The organism is Oceaniradius stylonematis (assembly GCF_003149475.2).
GTDB classification, from domain to species: Bacteria; Pseudomonadota; Alphaproteobacteria; order Rhizobiales; family Rhizobiaceae; genus Roseitalea; species Roseitalea stylonematis.
Window position 1 is genome coordinate 1 of the sequence record NZ_QFWV02000012.1, and the last position, 214, is coordinate 214.

Sequence of the window (214 nt, forward strand, 5' to 3'; positions counted from 1 at the left end):
TCGACGTGCGCGTCGAGATCGTCGACAAGCCGGGAACCTTCGTCCTCAGGGGGCAGGCTCTGGCCAGCATTGTCAGCGATGCGGGCGATGGCAAACGCGGTGCCATCGAAGAAGCGTTTGCCGGTTCGGTGACCCTCTCCCCTGTGCGCGGGTCGGGCGACGACATCGAGTATGCGATCAGCGTGCTGCTTGAGATCGCGCTGCGCGCGCTGTC

At 65.4% G+C, this 214-nt stretch carries 1 protein-coding gene; it reads left to right on the top strand.

What is annotated here, in order from left to right; genetic code table 11:
• On the top strand, positions 1-214 hold a 214-nt coding region (locus DEM25_RS17430; RefSeq protein ID WP_120222797.1), incomplete at both ends, for a DUF2254 family protein.